Genomic DNA, 20,069 nt, shown 5'->3' on the forward strand with positions numbered 1-20,069 from the left:
CGACCTTTCATTTTCTCCGGGCCTCCAAACGCTGGATACCCAGGGCCGCGCCGGCCAGCGTGACGATGATCAGGCCCTGGATCACCACGACCAGGGCCGTGGGCACCTGCGCCACCATTTCCATATTGATGCCACCCGAACGCAGGAAGCCGAACAGCAGCGCACCGGCGATCACGCCCGGCACCGAGCCGCGCGCCAGCAGGCCGACGACCAGACCGTCGAAACCGTAGCCCGAGGAGAACCCGGCTTTCAGCGTGTACTGCTCGCCCTGCAGCATGCAGGCACCGGCCAGGCCACCGAAGGCGCCCGCCGCGCAGAGCACGCCGACCGTGAGCCGGTCGATGGGCATGCCGGCGCGGCGCGCGGCGCGCGGGTTCAGGCCCGTGGCTTGCAGCTGCAGGCCCAGCACCGTGCGCCGCAGGACGACCGCGACGACGATGGCGAGCACGATGCCCAAAATCAGGCCCGCGTGCAGCGGCATGGACGGATCGCCCGTCAGCAACGGCAACTGCGTGGCTTGGGAAATTTCCAACGACTCCGGCAAGGTGGCCGAACTCGTCATGGGACGGCGCAGCAGGTTCTCGGACTGCACGCTGCCATAGACCATCCAGATCGCGATGAAGGACAGCAGCAGCGTGGCGATCACTTCATTGGTGCCGGCCTTGACCTTGAGCACGCCCGCGATGCCGCCCCACAGCGCGCCCGCTAGGCAGGCGCCCAGCATCGGCACGACAAAGGACAGGCCGAAAGGCAGGCCCGCCACGGGCGCCCAGAGCGAGAACGCCGTGGCGGCGATGCCACCGACCGCGATCTGGCCCTCGCCGCCCACATTGGTGAGGCTGGCGCGCTCGGCCAGGATGAAACCCAGGCCCACGAGCATGAAGACCAGGGCCCGGTTGAGCGAGGCGGCCAGGGCATAGGGCGAGCCCCAGGCGCCTTCGGCGAAAGCCGCCACGGCCTCGCCCACCGGCACGCCCAGCAGGGCGATCAGCACCGCGCCCACTCCGAAGGCCAACAGCACCGCCGCGGCCGAGACCAGCAGGGCTGGACTGGGCCGCAAGTGAATCCGCATCGAATGTCCCAAGCTCATGCCAGCACCTCTTCCTCTACCCGATGCCCGGCCATCCAGGCGCCGATGCGGGCGCGATCGGCCCCGGCCGTCGCGCAACTGCCCATGATGCGGCCGCGGTAGAGGACCACGACGCGGTGCGCCACCGACAGCAGTTCGTCCAGTTCCGATGAGATCAGCAGCACACCCACGCCCCGCGCCGCGGCCGCGCGAATGTGGCCGTAGACGGCTTCTACCGCGCCCACGTCCAGGCCGCGCGTCGGTTGCGCCGCCAGCAGGAAACGCAAGGAGTCGAGCGTGAGTTCGCGCGCCAGCACAGCTTTTTGCTGGTTGCCGCCGGACAGGCCGCCGAAGGCCACGTCGGGGCTGGCCGCGCGCACGTCGAAACGCTGCATCAAGTCCAGCGCGGCCGTGCGCATGGCCGACCGGTCGAGCAGACCGAAACGGCGGTAGTCGCGCAGGCGGTCGAGCAAGAGGTTGTCGGTGACGCTCAGCCCGGTCACGCAGGCCAGGGCATGTCGGTCCTCGGGCACGACGCCGCAGCCGGCGCGGGTCAAGGCACGCGGCGTGGCGCGGGTCAGCTCCTGACCGTGGATGAAATAACGGCCTTCGGTCGGCGCCAGCATGCCCGAGAGCACGGCACCCAATTCGCTCTGGCCATTGCCCTCCACGCCCGCGACCGCGACGATCTCGCCCGGCTCGACCAGCAGCGTGAAGTTGTCCAGGCGCAGCACGCCGTCCGCGTCGCGCACGGTCAGGCCGTCGGCGTGCAGCGCGGCCTCGGGCACGGGCTGGCCGGGAAGGCGCGGGGCCCGTGCCGGGACCAGGGAAGCGGGGCCCGGTGCCTGCGCGGTGGCCTGCGCTGTCGTCTGCAGTTCACGCTGGATCATGGCGCGCACCAGCGCGTCGATCTCGCGCGCGGGCGCTTCCGAGCGCGCCACCACGCGACCGGCGCGCAGCACCGTGGCGCGGTGCGCGATCTGCTGGATCTCGGCCAGCTTGTGCGTGACCAGAACGACGCCGCAGCCCTGCTGCGCAACGCGCTCGCAGACCGCGAGCAAAGCCTTGATTTCGTCCGGCAGCAGCACGGCCGTGGGTTCGTCCAGCACCAGCAGACGCGGATCACGCACCAGGCACTTGACGATCTCGACCCGCTGGCGTTCACCCACCGACAAATCCTGGATGCGCGCCTGTGGGTCCAGTTCCAGGCCGTAACGCTCACGCATGGCCCGGATGCGCGCCGCGCCGGCCTTGCGGTCAAGCACGCCCCAGCGCGCATCGTTCGCCTGACCCAGCAAGAGGTTGTCCAGCACCGTCATGTCGGGCACCAGGCTGAAATGCTGGTGCACCATGGCGATGCCCTGCGCCAGCGCGTCGGCGGGCGAGTGCGGCCGGTAAGGCGCGCCGGCCAGCATCAAGTCGCCCGCGTCGGGCTGGTGCACGCCGAAGACCAGGTTGCACAGCGTGGACTTGCCAGCGCCGTTCTCACCCAGCAGGCAATGGATCTCGCCGGGGTGCAGTTCCAGCGACACCTCGCTCAGCGCCTGCAGGGCGCCAAAGCGCTTGGACAGGCCGACCAGCCGCAGCAGGGCCGCGCCGTCACCGGCACGAGGGCCCTCGTGCATTGGGGTCGAGGTGGGCAAACCGGCGGGCATGGCTCAGCCTTCCAGCACCTTGATCTTGCCGGACTGGATGTCCTTCTTGATCTGTTCCAGCTTGGTCTTCTGCTCGGCCGTGCCGCCGCAGATCACCATGTCAGACGCCTTGGGGCCCATGGCCAGGCCGAAAGGCTTGTAACCTGCCTTCCAGGTGCCGGCGACCGCTTCCTTGATCGCGTACTGCACCTGGAAACCCACGCCCGTGATGCTGTAGGCCACGTAGAGCGGGTCGCTGCCGCAGTAGTTGGTGTAGCTGCCGATGATCTTCGTGCCCTTTTCCTTGGCCGCCTGCTCCATGCCGCGCAAGCCCAGGTTGAGGATGTGGTAGTGGACATCGGCGCCCTGGGCGATGGCGGCCAGCGTGGCCTCCTTGGACTTGGCGACGTTGTCGAAGTCACCCGTGTAGTTCTCGAAGTACTTGATCTTGGGGTTGATGTACTTCGCGCCGTTGCCGAATTCTTTGCCGGCGTTGACGATGGAGGGAATCTCCATGCCACCGACGTAGCTGACGGCGCCGTTCTTGGACAGCATGGCGGCGGCCGCGCCCGCAACGAAGGCGATCTCGGCCTGCTTCACGTCGTAGCCGGCCACATTGGCCAGTTCCTCGGACTTGTTGCCGCCGACGATGGAAAACTTGACCTTGGGAAAGCGCTTGGACACCTTGAGCACCGCGGCCTGGGTCTGCCCGCCCACGCCAATCACCAGCGCGTTCTTGCTGGCCAGGTTGGTCAGCGCCTGCTCCATGTCGGCGTAGTTGATGTTCTCGATCATCTGCACCTTGATCTTGGCGCCGTACTCCTTCTGCGCGGCGACCAGGCCGTCATAGCCGGATTCCATCCAGCCCTTGTCCGACTTGGAGCCGGGAATCAGGATGCCGACGGCCAGGGGGTCGGCGGCTTGCGCCGGCACGGCCAGCAGGAAGGCAGCGACCAGGCCGCCCAGGGCGAACACACGACGGGAAAAAACGGAAGTTTCCATGACGGGACCTTTCAGCGTATGGGTTTCGGCAAGTAAATAATTGATTACTTACAGGCATGGCTCTTGCAATAACGATGCCAGCCGGGGCTGGTCTTGAAACCCGGGTTTTCTGGTCCCGGTGGCGGCGATTCGGTGCGTTCACGGTGCGCAGGTGGTGCGCAAGCGAGGAGTCGCACCAAACCGCGGCGCATCACACCCAAAACCACGCCCCAAATCGTGTCCTTTGGCCCTACATTGCAGGAGTCCCCATGAAATCCCATCCCTACATTCCCGATACCCGCCCCGACAACGCCCTGGGCCTGGCCCCGCAGTACTACTGGGTCGCCAGCGAGCGCGAAGTCGACATGTCGGTCGAACCGCCCGCGCCGGTGCGCGCACGCGTCACCGCGGAGCCGCAGAACCTGGTGCTGGACCTGCGCCGCACGGCCATCGTGATCATCGATCTGCAGAACGACTTCTGCACCGAGGGCGGCTGGGTGGACCACATTGGCGGCAACTACCAGGCCGACCGCGCACCCATCGCCCCGCTGCAAGCGCTGCTGCCTGGGTTGCGCCAAGCCGGCGTCCCAGTGATCTGGGTGAACTGGGGCAACCGCCCAGACCTGGCCAACATGCCGCCCAACCAGATCCACCTCTACAAGAACAGCGGCAGCGGCGTGGGCCTGGGTGACCCGCTGCCCAATGGCAAGGGCCACGTGCTACAGAAGGATTCCTGGCCCGCGGCCATCGTCGACGAACTGACGCCGCGCGACGGCGACTACCTGGTGGACAAGCACCGCATCAGCGGCTTCTGGGACACACCGCTGGACAGCATCCTGCGCAACCTGGGCGTCAAGAGCATCTTCTTCGCCGGCTGCAACACCGACCAGTGCGTGCTGCACACCCTGACCGACGCCAACTTCCTGGGTTACGGCTGCGTCATGCTCAGCGACTGCTGCGCCACCAGTTCGCCCTATTTCTGCACCGAGGCAACGATCTGGAACGTCAAGAAATGCTTCGGTTTCGTCACCGATTCCGCCGCCGTGCTGCGCGCCCTGCCGGCTTGAGCATGTCTGGCACAGCCGAACGCCCATCCGGCACGTCCGGCGCCTTCGTCCCCGGCGCTCGGACGGAACGCGCGCCGACCGGCCACGGCCTGCTCGACGGCGTCCGTCTGGCCGTCAAGGATCTGATCGATGTGGGCGGCGCGGTCACGGGCGGCGGTAACCCGGACTGGGCGGCTGCGCAAAGCGGAGCAGCGGCCGACGCGCCCTGCGTCGCCGCTTTGCGCGACGCGGGCGCGCGCGTCGTCGGCAAGACCGTCACCGACGAACTGGCCTTCAGTCTCGAAGGCGAGAACGCCTTCTTCGGCACGCCGATGCATCCGCATGACCCCGAACGGCTGCCCGGCGGTTCGTCCAGCGGCTCCGCCGTCGCCGTGGCCTGGGGCGAAGCCGACCTGGCCCTAGGCACGGACACCGGCGGTTCGGTGCGCGTGCCCGCCTCCTTCTGCGGCCTGCATGCCCTGCGGCCCACACACGGGCGCATTGCGCTGGACGGTGTGCTGCCCTTCGCGCCCAGCCTGGACACGGTGGGCTGGTTCGCGCGCGACGCCGCCTTGCTGCGCAGTGCCGGTCAGGTGCTGCTGGGCCACTCACCAAAACCCGCCCGTCCCCCTCTGACCCTGTGCATCGCACGCGACGCACTCGACTTGGCTACGCCCCCGGTGCGCGAGGCTTTGTTGGACTGGGCCCGGCGCGCAGGCATTCGGGAGGAGCGCCAGGCCTTTGGCGACGACGATATGCACGGTACGCACAACGCACCGTCCTGGCGGGATTGGCTGACCGCCTATGCCACACTCCAGGGCTTGGAAATTCGCACCCACCTCGGCCCCTGGATCCGCGCACGGCGCCCGCGCTTCGGTCCCACGATCGCGCCGCGCTTCGCAGGCGCGCTCGCGCTCGACGACGCTCTGTGGCCGCGCTGGCGCGACTGGCGCATCAGGGCGGCACAGGCGCTGCGGGAACGGCTTGGCCCCGACGAAGCCTGGCTGCTGCCGGCCGCGCCGACGGTGGCACTGAGCCGCGCTGCAGGCGCCGAGGAACGCAACGCCTTTTACGAACACGCACTGGCCCTGGGCGCTCTGGCCGGGCTGGCGGGCCTGCCCCAGCTCGTGCTGCCGCTGTGCCAGGCCCAGGGCCTGCCCGTGGGCCTGTCTTTCATCTCCGCGCCGGGCAACGACGAGCGCCTGCTCGACCTCGCTATGGCGCTGTCACCCCCCAAGGAAACCCGCTTTTGAGCACCCGCCGCCCCAGCCCCCCCCGCAAGGCCGCACCCCGCGCACGCAGCAGCTCGCCCAGCGGCACCACGAGCCGCACACCCGCCCGTCGCGACCCGGAGCGCACCCGCGCGCGGCTGTTGGAAGCCGCCGTCGAGGAATTCGCCAGCCACGGCTACAGCGGCGCACGCACCGACCGCATCGTCCAGGCCGCCGGCACGAGCATCCGCATGCTCTACCACTACTTCGGCGACAAGGACGGCCTCTACCTGGAGGTGCTGGACACGGTGATGGCGGAACTGCGCCAGGCCGAGTTGCAGGCCATCCCCGACGATCTGCCGCCCATGGAAGGTCTGCTGCGTGCCTTCGATTTCATCGCCGAGCACTTCGCCGACCATCCCAAGCTGCGCAAGCTGCTGGCCTTCGAAAACCTGAACGAAGCCCGGCACCTGTCGCTGTCCGAGCGCATCCCCAAGATGGCGGTGCCCGTGGTCAGCCGCATCCGCCAGCTGCTGGCGCGGGGTGCGGCCACGGGCGAAGTGCGCGCCGACATCGACGCACTGCAGCTCTACATCGCCATGGCCGGCCTGGCCTATTACGGCCGGCAGCACGCCCACACGCTCTCGCACATCCTCAAGCGCGACCTGCACAAACCAGGCTGGCAGAAAGCCAATCTGCAGACCTGCCGCGCCATGGTCGAGGCCTACCTGAAGCCGCCGGGCTGAAACAGTCCTAGCGTCGAACCTCGCGCTGGAAGATCTCCAGGCTCTTCTTCTTGGTCGCGACGAAGCTGGCTTCCGACAAGGTCTCGACCGTGCGCGGACGCGCATCGTCGTACGGCAGGATCTCGGCCACCTTGGTCGGGCGCTTGGTCAACAGCAGCACCTGATCAGCGAGGTACACCGCTTCTTCCAGGTCGTGCGAGACCAGCAGCATGGTGGTGCCGGTCTGCATGAACACCTCCTGCAGCTTTTCGCGGATGAACAGCGTCATTTCAAAGTCCAGCGCCGAGAACGGTTCGTCCAGGAACAGCACCTCGGGCTTGGGTGCCAGCGCACGCATGATGGACGCGGTCTGCTGCTGCCCGCCCGAGAGTTCGTAGGGGTAGCGGTTCAGGTCGAACTTGACGTCGAAGCTGGCCACCAGTTCCGCCATGCGCCGGTCCACCTCCGCCTTGCTCTGGCCTTCGAGCTTGAGCGGGTAGGCGATGTTGTCGATGGTGCGCATCCAGGGGAACATCGCTTCGCGGTAGTTCTGGAACACGTAGCCGATCTTGGTGTCCTTGAGCGACTTGCCGTCGAACAGGATCTCGCCGCTGTCGATGGGCACCAGCCCCGCGATCATGTTGATCAGCGTGGACTTGCCGCAACCGTTCGGCCCGAAGACCGAGACGATCTTGCCCTTGGGAATGTCCAGGTCGAAGTTCTCGTACAGCGGCCAGCCCGCGAAGTACTTGGTCAGGCCGCGGATGGTGATGTGGGTGCCGGCCGGTCCGGGTTGGAAAGGCGAGGCCGGTACGTCGGCGAACACGGGCGCATTGATGACGACACTCATGGCTTATCTCCCCGACCAATGCACGATGCGGCGCTCAGCCAGCAGGAACAAGATGTTGAGCACATAGCCCAGGATGCCTGCAGACAGAATGGACGCATACATATCGCGCACGTTCATGACCTGCTGCGCGTTGATGATGCGGTTGCCCAGGCCGCTGTCGGAACCGATGAACATCTCGGCCACGATCACGATCACCAAGGCCATGGACACCGCCGAGCGCAGGCCCACGAAGCTGGGCTGCAGGCTTTCCCAGATCAGCACGTCCTTGAAGATCTGCCAGCGCGAGGCCCCCATGACCTTGGCCGCCATCACCCGCTGCTTGCGCGCGTTGATGACGCCATAGGCGCTGTTGAACACCACGATGAGCAAGGCACCGAACGCCGCGATGGCCACCTTGTTGATGTCAGACACGCCGAAGATCATCAGGAAGAGCGGGATCAGTGCTGAGGATGGCGTGGAGCGGAAGAAATCGATCAGGAACTCCACGCTGCGGTAGGCCTTCTCGGCGCTGCCCAGCACCACGCCCAGGGGCACGCCCACCACGGCCGCGATCAGGAAGGCCTGCGTGGTCCGCCACAGGGTGACGGCGAAGTCCGTGAGCAGCGGGCCACCGGCCAGGCCGTTGAGCAGCGTGCCCACGGTGGCGGCCGGTGGCGGCAGCAGGATGGGCTTGACCATCCCGAGCCGCACCACGAGGTCCCAGACGATAAAGAGCAGCAGTGGGCCGATGAAAGGCAGGGCCTTGGACCAGTTCCGTTTGCGTGGCACCGCCGGCATTCTGGCCGCGGCCTGCGCCCAGGGCGTGGCCGCCGGAGCAGAGGTTGAGTCCGTCATGTGTCCGGCCCTCAGCCCTTGTAGAGCATGCTGTCGACCATCAGGCGCGAGGAGAAGATGCCCTTCTCGGCGAACAGGTCGAAGAACTTCTGGAAGTGCGCCACGTCGGCCGGCGTGAACTCGTTGTACATGGTGTAAGCGGCCAAGGGCACCTCGCCCGTCAGCGGGCCTTCGATGGCGGTGTAGCCCTTGAGGTACTGGCGCGCCTCGACGGCCTGGCTGCGCACGAACTGCACGCCCTTGCCGTAGGCGGCGATGAACTTCTTCGCTTCGGCCGGGTACTTCTTGATGAAGGCCGAGGACAAGGAGGCCGAGCCGCCGAACCACGGTGCCATCGGATCGCCCAGCACGTACTTGGCGATCACGCCGGCTTCCAGCATGCGTGTCGTGCCATTCATACGGCCAATGGTGCCCGTGGGCTCCAGCGTGTAGCAACCATCCACCTGGCCTGCGGCGAGCGCGGCCACATGCTGGCCAATGGGCAGTTCCACCACGGTCACGCCCGTGGCGCCACCTTTTTCGAACACAGTCTTGGCCAACGTCACGTTCTGGATGCCAGGGCCGGAAGCAACACGCTTGCCCTTGAGGTCGGCGATGGTCTTGGCCGGGCTGTCCTTGGGCACCAGCACCTGATCCAGCACGTTCTTGGCATTGCTCGGGTTGGAGCAGAAGATCTTGAAGGTGCCGGGCTGGGCGAGCTCACCGATGGCGATGTTGGCCGAACCCGTGCCATTGGCCGTGCCGTCGGCGCGGTCGGACAGCACGGCCTCCATCACCTGCTGGGCGCCGGCGAAACGCAGGGCTTCAACGTCCAGGCCCGCCTCCTTGAAGAAACCGCGTTCGATGGCCGTGTAGAAAGGCAATCCCGCAGCGATGGGCCAGTAGCCGATGCGGATCTTGGGGCCGCTCTGCGCGCGCACCAGGGCCGGTGCACCCAGCACGCCCAGCATGGCGGCAGCGCCCCCCGCCTGCACGAGCTTGCGGCGCGTGGTCGCGGTGGAGGATGAGTTGGAGAGGTGGGTGTCTTTCATGGAACGCTCCTGCAGAGTGGGTTGAAGAGAGGCATGCATGTTTCAGGCCCGCGTGTCGCGCGGGGCGGTCGGTGCGGCCTGCGCCGCGAGGTAGGCGCGCCAGCCGCCATGGGCCGTGATGTCCAGGGCGCCGTCCAGGGCAAGCGCCTCGCACAGAAAACCCTGCACGCTGCTGCCGTCGTCCAGCGCCAGCGTGCCGATGGACAGGGGCGCAGGCACCAGTGCGACGAAGGACCCGTAGTGTTCGATCGGCATCTCCCAGACCTCGACCACGATGCGCGCGCCCTGCCCGTCAGCCACGCGCTGCAAACCAGGCTTGGGCGGCACCGTGCCGGGCAAGGCGTAAAGCCGGTAATGCGGCGCGGTCGTGGTCTGCGTCAGCAGACGGGCGCCACGCTCGGCCAGTTGCGGGTTGAGCGGCATGCCCGACAGGTGCGCGCCCACCACCGCCACGCGCACCGTGGCCGATGCGGAAGCTGAAGACCTGATGCCGGGAATGGGCGCCGGCACGGGCAAAGGTTCACCGGTCGCACCTTGCATCAAGCCCGTTGCGTGGTGGTAGCGCTGGCCCAACTCGGCCAGTTGCCAGTCGCTGCCGCACTGGCCAATCAGCGTGATGCCAAAAGGCAGGCCATCGGACCGGATGCTGCTGGGCACGGACAGCGCCGCGTAGTCCAGCAGATTCACGAAGTTGGTGTAGGCCCCGAGATTGCGGTTGAGTACCACAGGATCGGCCTGCATCTGCGCGATGGTGTAGTGCGTGGGCGCGGTCGGCACGCAGATCAGGTCCATGCCTTGGCCGCCCGCCTCTTGCCATTGCGCAGCGGCCTGCTGGCCGAAGGCGCGCAGCCGCGTTTGCGCGATGCAGAGGTCGGCGGCGTCATAGGCCCGGCCTTGGGCGATGATGCCGCGCACGGGCTCCATGACCTGGTCTTCATGCACGTCGAAGAAATCGCGAACGGCAGCGTAACGCTCGGCGACCAGCGCGCTTTCATACAACAGCGCCGCCGCCTCAGCGAAAGGCTGGTAGCGGAAGCGCACTTCCACGCCGCCCAATTCACGCAAACGCGCACGCGCCCGGTCGAATTCGGCCTCGGCCAGCTTGTCGCCGAAAAACTCCAGCACATCAGGCACGCCGAAACGGAAGGTCTTGGGGAAAGGCCGGTCCGCCAGCGTCAGCTGGCGGGAATACGGGTCCTCGGCGTCGTAACCCCGTGCGGCCTCCAGCACCTGGGCCGCCAACCCCACGCTGCGGGCGAAGATGGAGACGCAATCCACGCTCTGCGCGGCCGGGACGACACCACGCGCGCTGATCAGCCCCTTGGAAGGCTTGAGTCCGACGATGTTGTTCAGGCCCGCCGGCACCCGACCCGAACCCGCCGTGTCCGTGCCCAGGGCAAAGTCCACCTGCCCCGTGGCCACCACATAGGCCGAGCCGGAACTGGAACCACCAGATACATAAGCCGGGTCGAAGGCATTGGGCACAGCGCCCCAAGGCGAGCGCGTGCCGTTCAGGCCGCAGGCGAACTGGTCCAGGTTGGTCTTGCCCGCCAGCGATGCACCGGCATCGAGTAGCTTGCGCACCACCGTCGCGTGCGCCGCAGGCCTGTAGGCAAAGGCCTCGCAGGCCGCCGTGGTGCGCAAGCCCGCCGCGTCGATGTTGTCCTTGGCCGCGAAGCGCAGGCCAGCCAGCGGCCCGGCAGCCGCACCCTGCAGCGGCGATGCATCACGGGAAATCCAGGCGCGCGCGCCTTCGGAACAGGGGATGGGCGTTGAAGCTCGGACGGGAGGGGGAACTTGCACCATGTTGCAGCATTTGATCTTGTATACATGAACACATGCAACATACGTGCCACACCCCGCGAATCAAGCTGCTGCCGCCCGTCTACTGCGAGGCTTGAGCGTCGATTTACACAGGGGGTTTCATCTGGCCGCCCCAAACCTGCACGGTCTCCCGTATCAGTTGCGAGACGATGCGGCTGGCCTGGGTCAGCTGCCCCCACTTCGGATGGGCCAAGGTGACATACCGCTTGAGATCAGGTGCCACAAGCCTGGCGGCCTGCAGCTTGCCCTGGCGCAACTCTTCGTCGATGGAAAACGGCCCGAGCAAGGCATACAGATTCGGGTTCTCGACCAACACCTGCTTCTGGAGACGCAGGGAATCCGCATCGATCACCGCCTGCAGATGAAAACCCTGGCTGCGGGCCGTCTCGTCCAGGATGGCCCGCCAATGCGCAGGACGTCGCGGCAACACCAGCGGCAGGTTTTCAAGCATCCTGAATCCCACGGTCTCCCCCTGCGTGCGGGCCGCGCCGGGGCTCGACACCAGATACGTGTCCACCGTTGCCAGCAAGACTTCGTCATGACCGCGCGGCTTGTCGAAGCGAAACAGAATCGCCATGTCCACGCTGCCGGTGTCGAGCATGGCATCCAGCTCCCCGCCCTGCCCCTCGCGCACATTGAGGACGATCCTGGGGTAGTCCTGTCGCAAGCGACTGAATACATGGCTCATCAAGGGATGTGCCATGGAGGGCAGGATGCCGATGCGCACCTCGCCCATGGGCACGGTGGAAGTCTGCCGGATCTCGGCAAAAAGCTCGTCACAGCCGCTCAACCAGGCCCTGACACGTCGCTCGACATGCTGACCAAACTCGGTCAGGGCCACTCCCCGGCCGGTGCGCCGGAACAAAGGGCTGCCGCACGCCTTCTCAAGCGCGCTGATCTGGCGGCTGATGTGTGACTGAACAGTCTGGCGCCGCGCGGCGACTTTGGTCAGGCTGCCCAGTTCGGCCACTTCCAGGAACAGACGGAAATCCTGAATCTGAAACTGCATGCGCGCCTCACGTTATGCCTGATTAGGCAATTCTGAAATCTCCGACTGCATTCTATGCAGATGACTCGGGCATTCCTAGACTGCCGATCCATGGACAACCCCGTCGCCTCACGGTGACGAACAGGAAAACAAAAGGAAAGCAAGCCATGAGTTTTGTGAGTTTTGAGATCGGAGGCCGCTCGAGCTACGGCGTTTGGAAGGATGAACAGACCTGGATCCAGGCACCGTCGGAATTCGAGGCCCGGTATCCCGACCTGAAGTCCGTGATTGCCGCCGATCGGCTGGACGAGCTGGACCGCGTGGCGCGCACCTCGGGCCACACCGTATCCGCCGGCCAGGCCCGCTTGCTGCCGGTCATCCCCAACCCGGGCAAGATTCTGTGCGTGGGCCTGAACTACAAGTCCCACGTCGCCGAGACCAAGCGCCCCGACAGCGAGTACCCGGCGATCTTCACGCGCTACGCGGACAGCCTGCTGGCGCATAGCGCCAAGATGCTCAAGCCCAAGGCAACGCAGCGCTTCGACTTCGAGGCCGAACTGGCCGTCATCATCGGCAAGGGCGGACGCGCCATCCCCCAGGCCCGGGCGTTCGAACACATCGCCGGCTACGCATGCTTCAACGACGGCACCGCGCGCGACTGGCAACGCCACACCCACCAATGGACACCAGGCAAGAACTTCCCGGCCACCGGGCCTTTCGGCCCCTACATGGCAACGCCTAGCGAGATCCCCGACGTCAACCGACTGACGATCGCGTCGCGCCTGAATGGACAGGTGATGCAAAAAGCCTCCCTGGCCGATCTGATCTACACCCTGCCCGTCATCATCGAATACCTGTCCGGTTTCACGCCGCTGTCGGCCGGCGACGTGATCGCCACCGGCACGCCCGGCGGCGTGGGTGACCGCCGCGAGCCGCCGGTCTACATGAAAGCCGGTGACGTGATCGAAATCGAGATCACCGGACTGGGCGTTCTGCGCAACGTCATCACCGACGAGGCCTGAGCACGCAATGAACGCCTCCACATCCAAGAAATCGCTGCGCATCGCCGTCGATATCGGCGGCACCTTCACCGACATGGCCGCGTTTGACGAGACCAGCGGAAAACTGCTGTTCGGCAAGGCCTTGTCCACGCACGGCGAACTCGTCAAGGGCATCCAGGACACCATCAACAGCGCCCACATCGACTGGCGCGACGGGCACCTGTTCCTGCATGGCTCGACCATCGCCATCAACACCTTGCTGGAACGCAACGGCGCCAAGACCGCTTTGCTGATCACCGAGGGATTTCGTGACATCTACGAAATCGGCCGCGTGAACCGCCCGGACGCCTACAACCTCTTCTTCAACAAGCATCAGCCCCTGGTCAAGCGCTCGCTGCGCCATGAAGTCTCGGAGCGTTTGCGTGCCGACGGCAGCATCCACAAACCGCTGGATGAAGCCGCCGTGCGTGAGCTCGCGCGCGAGCTCAAGCGCCAGGACATCGAGGCCGTGGCCGTGCTGCTACTGCACTCCTACCGCAACCCGGCGCACGAACAGCGTGTCAAACACATCCTGCAGGAAGAACTGCCTGGTGCCTTTGTCTGCGCTTCGCATGAGCTCTCCCAGGAATACCGCGAGTTCGAGCGCGTGTCCACGGCGGTTGCCAATGCCTACGTCGGCCCCCGCGTGAGCGAGTACCTCGGCCAGCTGGAGCGGCACCTGTGCGGCCAGGGCTTCGAAGGCGACTTCTACATCGTGCAGTCCACCGGCGGCCTGTTCCCGGTGGAGCATGCCAAGGTGGGCTGCGTGCGCATGCTCGAATCCGGCCCCGCGGCCGGGGTGATCGGCGCGCAGGCCATCTGCGCCCAGCTGGGGATGGGCGACGCCATCGCCTTCGACATGGGTGGCACCACGGCCAAGGCGGGGGTGATCAGCGAGGGTCGCCCGCTCACCACGGGTTCGGCACTGATCGGCGGTTACGAACGCGCGCTGCCCATCCAGATTCCGATGATGGACATCCATGAAGTCGGGACGGGTGGAGGATCGATCGCGCGCGTCGAGACCGGCAAGGCTCTGCGCGTCGGCCCGCAAAGTGCCGGCTCCATCCCCGGGCCCGTGGCCTACGGCCGCGGTGGCCAGGACCCCACGGTCACGGACGCCAATCTGCTGCTCGGCCGCCTGGATGCCGACCACTTCCTGGGCGGTGAACTCAGGCTGGACCTTGACGGATGCCGACGCCAGATGCTGGAACGGGTGGCCAGCCCGCTGGGGCTGGAGCCGACCGAGGCCGCCGATGGCATCCTGCGCATCGCGGTGACGCAGATGTCGCACGCCGTCAAGGCCGTCACCACCGAACGGGGCCTGGACGCGGGCAGCTTCACCATGGTGGTCTACGGCGGAGCCGGTCCGCTGCACGCATCGGCCATCGCTCGGGAGATTGGCATCCGCAAGGTCTTGATCCCCTATGCGCCGGGTTATTTCTCGGCCTACGGCATGCTGTTTTCCGATCTGCGCTACGACTACGTGCGCTCGGTCTTTCGCAAGCTCAATGACGTGTCCTTTGATGACATCGAGGCCGCCTACCAGTCCATGGAAAACGAAGGCCGCGCCGCCCTGGCCCAGTCGGGCGTGAAGCCCGAAGGCGTGGTCATCGAACGCGCCGCCGACATGCGCTACGTCGGCCAGGAACACGCGGTGACCGTGGACCTGCCGCAAGCCTTCTTCGCGGCCAAGGATCGGGCTGCGATCAAACAGCAGTTCGACGAGTTGCACAAAGTGCGCTATGGCACGTCCGCGCCCAAGGAGCCGGCGGATCTGGTCAGCTTGCGCGTCACGGTTCTGGGCACGATGAAAAAACCGCCCCGGCACAGCGTGGCGCAGGGAACGGCCCAGCCCTCGCCTCAGGCGATACGCGCGACCAAACCGGTGTATTTCCGCGCGACGGGATGGATAAACACACCGGTTTACGTGCGTGATCACCTGCGGGCAGGCAACGTCATCGCGGGCCCGGCGCTGATTGAAGAACATGCCTCCACCACCGTGGTCCAGCCTGACGACACGTTGTCCATGGACGAACTCGGCAACCTGCAAATCGCCATCGGGAGCGAACGAACATGAACATGACAGCCACGGCCCAGACAACCGTCATCGACCCGGTCACCGTCGAGATCATTCGCAACGGCCTGTATGCGGTGACAGAGGAGATGAAGACCAACCTCACGCGCACGGCCTACAACCTCATCATCTACGAAGCGCTGGACTTCACCGTCGGCCTCTTCACCAAGGAAGGGGAAACCGTTTCGATCGGCCTCGGTCTGCCGATGTTCATACGCGGCATGTCGGAGACCGTGAAGGCCAAGATTCGGCACTTTGGCTACGACAACATCAAGCCCGGCGACATCCTGGTGACCAACGATGCCTACACCACGGGCAGTCACCTGAACCACTTCACCTTCACGATGCCGGTCTTTCACGAAGGCCAGCTGCAGGGCTTCACCTGCTGCATGGCGCACTGGCTGGACGTGGGCGGCACGCTGGGCAACGTGACCACCGACATCTACAGCGAGGGCATACAGATCCCCATCGTGAAGTACCAGCGCGAAGGCGTGGTGAACCAGGACTTGATCGACATCATCGCGATGAACGTGCGCCTCTCCGAACGGGCGATGGGCGATCTGCGCGCCCAGATCACCGCCATCACCACGGGTGAGCGACGTTACGTCGAACTGCTGCAACGCTACGGTGCCGATGCGGTGCACGGTTCGATCAAGCAGATCATGGACTCTTCCGAGGCGGTGGCGCGCGAGAACACCTTGTCCATACCCGATGGCACCTACGAAGCTGAATCCTTCATGGACGACGATGGTCTGGAGATCGGCAAGCGCATCCCGATTCGGGTCAAGGTGACGGTCCAGGGCGACGAGATGACCATCGACCTGTCGGACGTGAGCAAGCAGGTCAAGGGTTTCTACAACTCGGGCTTCACCACGGGTATCGCCTGCGCACAGGTCGCCTACAAATGCCTGACCACCCCCACCGACTACCCGGTCAACGACGGGAGCTTCCGTCCGCTCAAGGTGATCATGCCCATGGGCACCGTGATCAGCGCGGAACGGCCCTATCCCATGCGCGTCTGGATGACCTTTCCCATGACGGTGATCGACACCATCTTCAAGGCGCTGGCGCCGGCCATTCCGCATCGTTCGATCGCGGGTCACCACGCCGACCTGGTCTTCCCCAACATCCATGGCATTTCACCCGACGACGGACGGCTGTTCATCGTGGGCATCGGCCCATTGGGCGGAGGCTGGGGCGCCAAGAGCAGCGAGGATGGGGTTTCCGTCACCGTCTGCATCAACGACGGAGACACCCACAACAGTCCAACCGAGCAACTGGAAGCCAAGTACCCCGTGCTGGTGGAGAAATACGAGATTCGACAAGATTCGGGTGGCGCGGGCAGGCATCGCGGCGGCCTGGGCGCCGAGATGGTGGTGCAGGCACTCGCGCCCTTCACGGTCACCACCCGCATCGACCGCGTGCATTGCAAGCCCTGGGGGCTGGAAGGCGGTGGCGAGGCCATGGGCAACGGCCTGGCGGTGCGACACAAGGGTGAATGGAAGACCGACCATCCCAACGCCAAAATTTTCAATGTGCGCCTTGAGCGGGGTGACGCCTACAAAATGCTGTCAGGTGGCGGTGGCGGATTCGGCAACCCCCTGGAACGCGACGCCGAGCGGGTGGCCGAGGATGTGCGTGAAGGCTACGTGAGCCGCGCGCAGGCCGAGAATTTGTATGGCGTTGTGCTCGACGATGGCTTGCAGGTCCATGCCCAGGAAACCGCACAACGTCGCGCCTAGGTCACGCAGGAAATGGACCACCATGGACACGCACCAGTGTGATCAGGCCGCCTACCTTTCCATGCTTTGGCATCGGCTGGCGGCCCAACACATCGCGCTGGGCTGCGCCTGCGCCATGAGTGGCGTGACCGTCACGCTCGAAGACTTCGAGCATGACATCGCTGACTATTTCCTGGCCCAGAGCGAGCGGGAAGGTTTGACCGAAGTGGTCGATTTCCTGCTCGTGCAAGGGCCCTTGGCCATGCAGCCTCAGGCGGTGCGCGACATCCTGCAGCGTCTGAGCAACGGAGAGGCGAGCGCTGCGGTCGCCGACTGGCTGCTGCCACGCATGAACAGAACCCTGCAGTCCTACGCGGAACTGCATGGCCCGGCCCTGGCCGCTCCCCTGCTGGGCGGTTCCAAGGCTTGGCGTGGCGCTTACCGCGGTGAGGTTTGACGATTTCAATTTTCTTCAGGAGACAACCATGCACATCCGTATCCAGAAACTTGTGGGCTTGCTCATGGGTTTACTCATGGGCTTGCTCATCGCCAGCAGCGGCCTGGCCCAGGAAAAATTTCCTGAAGGCCCCATCAAGATCATTGTTCCTTTCGCCGCGGGCGGTGGCGTCGACAGCGCCGCGCGCCTGTTGGCCCGGCAGTTGCAGACCGACCTGGGGGTACCTGTCATCGTGGACAACCGCCCCGGGGCCAGCGGCACCATCGGTGGCAAGGCCGTGCAAACCGCGCCCGCCGACGGCCTGACGCTGCTGTTCTCCGCGGCCACCCAGGTGCTGACGGGCGAGGCCATGGCCAAGCCGCCCTACGATCCCCTGAAGGACTTCAGCTTCGTCGCCCGAACGGCCTCCGCCCCCTTGCTGATGGTCATTTCACCAACCCTGCCGCAAACCCAGCTCAAGGACATCATGCAGGCTGCGCGCACCGAGCCGGATAAGTGGTTCGCGGGCCTGCCCGCGCTGGGCGCGCCCAGCCATCTGGCGACCTTGATGCTGGCCAAGGAGGGACAACTCAATCTTGCAACCGTTGTGTACCGTGGGACTGCGCCCGCGCTGACCGACGTCGCGGGTGGCACGACCCAGATCCTGATCGACTCCATCATCTCCCTGCAGTCGCTGGCCAAGGCGGGCAAGGTCAAGCCCATCATCGTGACATCGGCCAAGCGCAGCGCGCTGATGCCTGAGATCCCTACGGCCGCCGAAAGCGGCTTCCCCAACTTTGTCGCGGAGTCCTGGTACGGGGTCTGGGGCCCGAAGGATCTGCCCGCCAAGCGGCAACAGGCACTGCACAAGGCCATCAATGAAGCCACCCGGCAGCTGGTCAAGTCTGGCGCTTATGCCCCACTGGGGATCGATCCAGTCATCGAAAGCGTCGATGACTTCAGAAAGTACAGCCAGCGCTACGTGTCCGAGAGTGCCTCTTTGCTCAAGAGCAGTGGCTACAGGCCGGAGTAAGGCGGTCCCCCCCCGGCCTCGCCAAGCGAGACCGCAGGGAGAGTTCCATTCCCGCACTCACTGGAACGCCACCTCGGCAAAACTCCTCAGCTTGCGACTGTGCAACTGGTTGATGCCGCCCTGGCGCAGCAGCTCCAGCGCGCGGATGCCGATGCGCAGATGCTGGTCCACGCGCTCGCGGTAGAAATGGTCGGCCATGCCGGGCAGCTTGATCTCGCCATGCAGGGGCTTGTCGCTCACGCACAGCAAGGTGCCGTAAGGCACGCGGAAGCGAAAGCCATTGGCGGCGATGGTGGCGCTTTCCATGTCCAGCGCCACGGCGCGGCTCTGGCTGAAGCGACGCTGCGGGCGGTTCTCGGGCAGCAGTTCCCAGTTGCGATTGTCGGTGGTAGCCACGGTACCCGTGCGCAGAATGCGCTTGAGCTGCGCGCCGCGCAATTCGGTCACGTCGGCCACGGCCTGCTCCAGCGCCAGTTGCACCTCGGCCAGCGCCGGGATGGGCACCCATAGCGGCAACTCCTCGTCGAGCACATGGTCCTCGCGCACGTAGGCATGGGCCAGCACGTAGTCGCCCAGCTGCTGGCCGTTGCGCAGGCCCGCGCAGTGCCCCAGCATGAGCCAGGCGTGCGGACGCAGCACGGCCACGTGGTCGGTGATGTTCTTGGCATTGGCCGGTCCGACGCCGATGTTGACCATGGTGATGCCATTGCCGTCGGGTCGCACCAGGTGGTAGGCCGGCATCTGCGGCAGGCGGGGCGGGGCCCTGCCCAGGGCATCGTCGGCCTCGGCAGCCTCGCCCACGCGGCGCGTGACCACGTTGCCGGGCTCGACGAAGGCGATGTACTCGCTGGCCGGGTCCCGCATCAACTCATGGCCCAGGCGGATGAACTCGTCGATGTAGAACTGGTAGTTCGTGTAGAGCACGAAGTTCTGGAAATGCCGGGGCACCGTGCCCGTGTAGTGGCGCAGGCGGTGCAGGGAATAGTCCACGCGCGGCGCGGTGAACAGCGACAAAGGCTGCGGCTGCCCCGCCTGGGGCTCATGGGTTCCGTTGGCGATGCCATCGTCCATGGCCTCGAGGTCGGGCAGGTCGAACCAGTCACGCATCTTCTGGCGCCGCTCGGCGCTGAGGCTGCCCTCGATGTGGTCGTTCTCTGCGAAGGAAAAATGCACGGGGATGGGCTGGCGGCTGGTCGCCACCTCCAGCGTCACCCCATGGTTGAGCAGCAGCAGGCGGAACTGCTCCAGGTAATACCGGGCGAAGAGATCGGGACGGGTCAGCGTGGTTTCGTACACGCCCGGGCCGGCCACGAAACCGTAGCTGCGGCGCTCCTGGGCGTCCACCGGTTGGCGCAGCACGGTGTCCGTGCGGATGCGCACCAGGGGGTAAAACGCACGCACCGGCCCGGCGCTGTCGTCACCGGCGACAAAACGCCGCATGCCTTCGCGCAGGTGGGCGATGCTGGCGTCATAGATCAGCTGGACCTGGGCCAGGGCTGCTGCGGCATCGTCAAAGGGTTGGGGTGAAATGAAAGGCGGTAGGTGGTGCATGCACCAATTCTGCCGCAGGCA

At 65.8% G+C, this 20,069-nt stretch carries 17 protein-coding genes; 8 read left to right on the forward strand and 9 right to left on the reverse strand.

All coding sequences use genetic code 11. From position 1 onward, the window contains the following. Positions 1-7 precede the first annotated feature (7 nt). From AZ34_RS16155 to AZ34_RS16165, 3 genes are read right to left on the reverse strand one after another with little or no spacing between them, the layout of a single operon-like run. Entirely contained in the window at positions 8-1,090 is a 1,083-nt protein-coding gene (locus tag AZ34_RS16155; RefSeq protein ID WP_051509960.1) for an ABC transporter permease, read from the reverse strand. Then, positions 1,087-2,724, reverse strand: a complete 1,638-nt coding sequence (locus tag AZ34_RS16160; RefSeq protein WP_035609973.1) for an ATP-binding cassette domain-containing protein — start codon at positions 2,722-2,724, stop codon at positions 1,087-1,089. The genes AZ34_RS16155 and AZ34_RS16160 overlap by 4 nt, the downstream gene beginning before the upstream one ends. A 3-nt stretch (positions 2,725-2,727) precedes the next feature. Beyond that, positions 2,728-3,705, reverse strand: a complete 978-nt coding sequence (locus AZ34_RS16165) for a BMP family protein (RefSeq protein ID WP_035609975.1) — start codon at positions 3,703-3,705, stop codon at positions 2,728-2,730. 248 nt (positions 3,706-3,953) lie between these two features. Here AZ34_RS16165 and AZ34_RS16170 point away from each other — a divergent pair, with 248 nt between their 5' ends. The 3 genes from AZ34_RS16170 to AZ34_RS16180 are packed head-to-tail and all read left to right on the forward strand — an operon-like array spanning position 3,954 to position 6,687. Continuing rightward, on the forward strand, positions 3,954-4,751 hold the full coding sequence (locus tag AZ34_RS16170) for a cysteine hydrolase (protein WP_051509962.1): 798 nt from the start codon (positions 3,954-3,956) through the stop codon (positions 4,749-4,751). A 2-nt stretch (positions 4,752-4,753) separates the two neighbouring features. Continuing rightward, the gene (locus tag AZ34_RS16175; RefSeq protein ID WP_051509963.1) at positions 4,754-5,983 is read left to right on the forward strand and encodes an amidase; all 1,230 of its coding nucleotides are present in this window, start codon (positions 4,754-4,756) and stop codon (positions 5,981-5,983) included. After that, the gene (locus tag AZ34_RS16180) at positions 5,980-6,687 is read left to right on the forward strand and encodes a TetR/AcrR family transcriptional regulator (RefSeq protein ID WP_035609981.1); all 708 of its coding nucleotides are present in this window, start codon (positions 5,980-5,982) and stop codon (positions 6,685-6,687) included. Before AZ34_RS16175 ends, AZ34_RS16180 begins: the two co-directional genes overlap by 4 nt. 7 nt (positions 6,688-6,694) lie before the next feature. On the opposite strand, the gene AZ34_RS16185 is transcribed toward AZ34_RS16180, so the two are convergent. The 5 genes from AZ34_RS16185 to AZ34_RS16205 form a co-directional block, all read right to left on the reverse strand. Further along, positions 6,695-7,516, reverse strand: coding sequence for an ABC transporter ATP-binding protein (locus AZ34_RS16185; protein WP_035609984.1), 822 nt, complete (start codon positions 7,514-7,516; stop codon positions 6,695-6,697). 3 nt (positions 7,517-7,519) lie between these two features. Continuing rightward, a complete protein-coding gene (locus AZ34_RS16190) occupies positions 7,520-8,350 on the reverse strand; it encodes an ABC transporter permease (protein ID WP_035609987.1) in 831 nt (276 codons plus the stop codon). A gap of 11 nt (positions 8,351-8,361) precedes the next feature. Continuing rightward, complete coding sequence (locus AZ34_RS16195; RefSeq protein WP_035609990.1) at positions 8,362-9,381, reverse strand: ABC transporter substrate-binding protein; 1,020 nt, start codon at positions 9,379-9,381, stop codon at positions 8,362-8,364. A 42-nt stretch (positions 9,382-9,423) separates the two neighbouring features. After that, positions 9,424-11,187 (reverse strand): allophanate hydrolase, encoded by a 1,764-nt coding sequence (gene atzF, locus AZ34_RS16200; protein ID WP_051509965.1) that lies wholly within the window; start codon positions 11,185-11,187, stop codon positions 9,424-9,426. A 103-nt stretch (positions 11,188-11,290) separates the two neighbouring features. Continuing rightward, positions 11,291-12,214, reverse strand: a complete 924-nt coding sequence (locus tag AZ34_RS16205; protein ID WP_035609993.1) for a LysR family transcriptional regulator — start codon at positions 12,212-12,214, stop codon at positions 11,291-11,293. A 146-nt stretch (positions 12,215-12,360) separates the two neighbouring features. On the opposite strand from AZ34_RS16205, the gene AZ34_RS16210 reads away from it, so the two are divergent. Genes AZ34_RS16210 through AZ34_RS16230 form a run of 5 tightly spaced genes read left to right on the forward strand, consistent with a single transcriptional unit; the run spans position 12,361 to position 18,497 of the window. Then, on the forward strand, positions 12,361-13,215 hold the full coding sequence (locus tag AZ34_RS16210; RefSeq protein WP_035609996.1) for a fumarylacetoacetate hydrolase family protein: 855 nt from the start codon (positions 12,361-12,363) through the stop codon (positions 13,213-13,215). A 7-nt stretch (positions 13,216-13,222) separates the two neighbouring features. Then, positions 13,223-15,310, forward strand: a complete 2,088-nt coding sequence (locus tag AZ34_RS16215; RefSeq protein ID WP_035609999.1) for a hydantoinase/oxoprolinase family protein — start codon at positions 13,223-13,225, stop codon at positions 15,308-15,310. Further along, positions 15,307-17,049 (forward strand): hydantoinase B/oxoprolinase family protein, encoded by a 1,743-nt coding sequence (locus AZ34_RS16220; RefSeq protein ID WP_197026580.1) that lies wholly within the window; start codon positions 15,307-15,309, stop codon positions 17,047-17,049. Before AZ34_RS16215 ends, AZ34_RS16220 begins: the two co-directional genes overlap by 4 nt. A gap of 22 nt (positions 17,050-17,071) precedes the next feature. Continuing rightward, positions 17,072-17,485, forward strand: coding sequence for a hypothetical protein (locus AZ34_RS16225; RefSeq protein ID WP_051509966.1), 414 nt, complete (start codon positions 17,072-17,074; stop codon positions 17,483-17,485). 28 nt (positions 17,486-17,513) lie between these two features. Beyond that, a complete protein-coding gene (locus AZ34_RS16230; RefSeq protein ID WP_035610003.1) occupies positions 17,514-18,497 on the forward strand; it encodes a Bug family tripartite tricarboxylate transporter substrate binding protein in 984 nt (327 codons plus the stop codon). A gap of 57 nt (positions 18,498-18,554) precedes the next feature. On the opposite strand, the gene AZ34_RS16235 is transcribed toward AZ34_RS16230, so the two are convergent. After that, a complete protein-coding gene (locus AZ34_RS16235) occupies positions 18,555-20,048 on the reverse strand; it encodes an AMP nucleosidase (protein ID WP_035610006.1) in 1,494 nt (497 codons plus the stop codon). Positions 20,049-20,069 lie beyond the last annotated feature (21 nt).

The sequence above is a fragment of the Hylemonella gracilis str. Niagara R genome (assembly GCF_000600295.1).
Classification (GTDB): Bacteria; Pseudomonadota; Gammaproteobacteria; order Burkholderiales; family Burkholderiaceae_C; genus Hylemonella; species Hylemonella gracilis_A.